Below are 524 nucleotides of genomic sequence, written 5' to 3' on the forward strand. Positions count from 1 at the left end.
TCTGTTCCTTCGCAGTAGCTAAACTGGGCATTGTAGCCAGCAAGCTCTCCGTTGAAGGTGAAGTTGGCATCCGGTAGCGGATTGATCGTCAGCTCGAGCGTGTCGATGGTTGTGCATCCCTCAACGGTCGTTTCGTTGGTGTATACTCCGCTTTCGGTGTAAACTGTTCCGTTCCACTCGTAGCTTTCGCAGGCGGTAACTGTTTCGGTTGAACCGGCTGTCTCACTAACGTTGACCGTCACTGAATAAGGATCAGTATCGCTCAGTGAGCAGTTGGCATCGCTCAAGGCTGTGAGGGCTACTGTGTACGATCCAGGCGCCAGTGTTCCGTTGAAGAGCTCGTCTCCGTTTTCAACTCCTGTTGCACTTGCAGAGGCACCGTTAAGTTCCCAGGTTAGGTCAAACGGTGCTGTTCCTGAAAGTTCTTCTACTGTCACCAAAATGTTTTGGCCTTCGCAGAAGTTGAACTCAGCTCCGTAGCCGGCAACTACTCCGTTGAACAGGATATTTACATCCGGCTCTTC

At 51.5% G+C, this 524-nt stretch carries 1 protein-coding gene; it reads right to left on the reverse strand.

Annotated elements, in window-relative coordinates; all coding sequences use genetic code 11:
* Window positions 1–524 (reverse strand): hypothetical protein (locus tag ABHV44_RS16200; RefSeq protein ID WP_459075757.1); only part of this gene is annotated, 524 nt, incomplete at both ends.

Origin of the sequence: Halocola ammonii (assembly GCF_049334165.1) — a bacterium.
In the GTDB taxonomy this organism is placed as follows: domain Bacteria; phylum Bacteroidota; class Bacteroidia; order Flavobacteriales_D; family Sanyastnellaceae; genus JBEGHD01.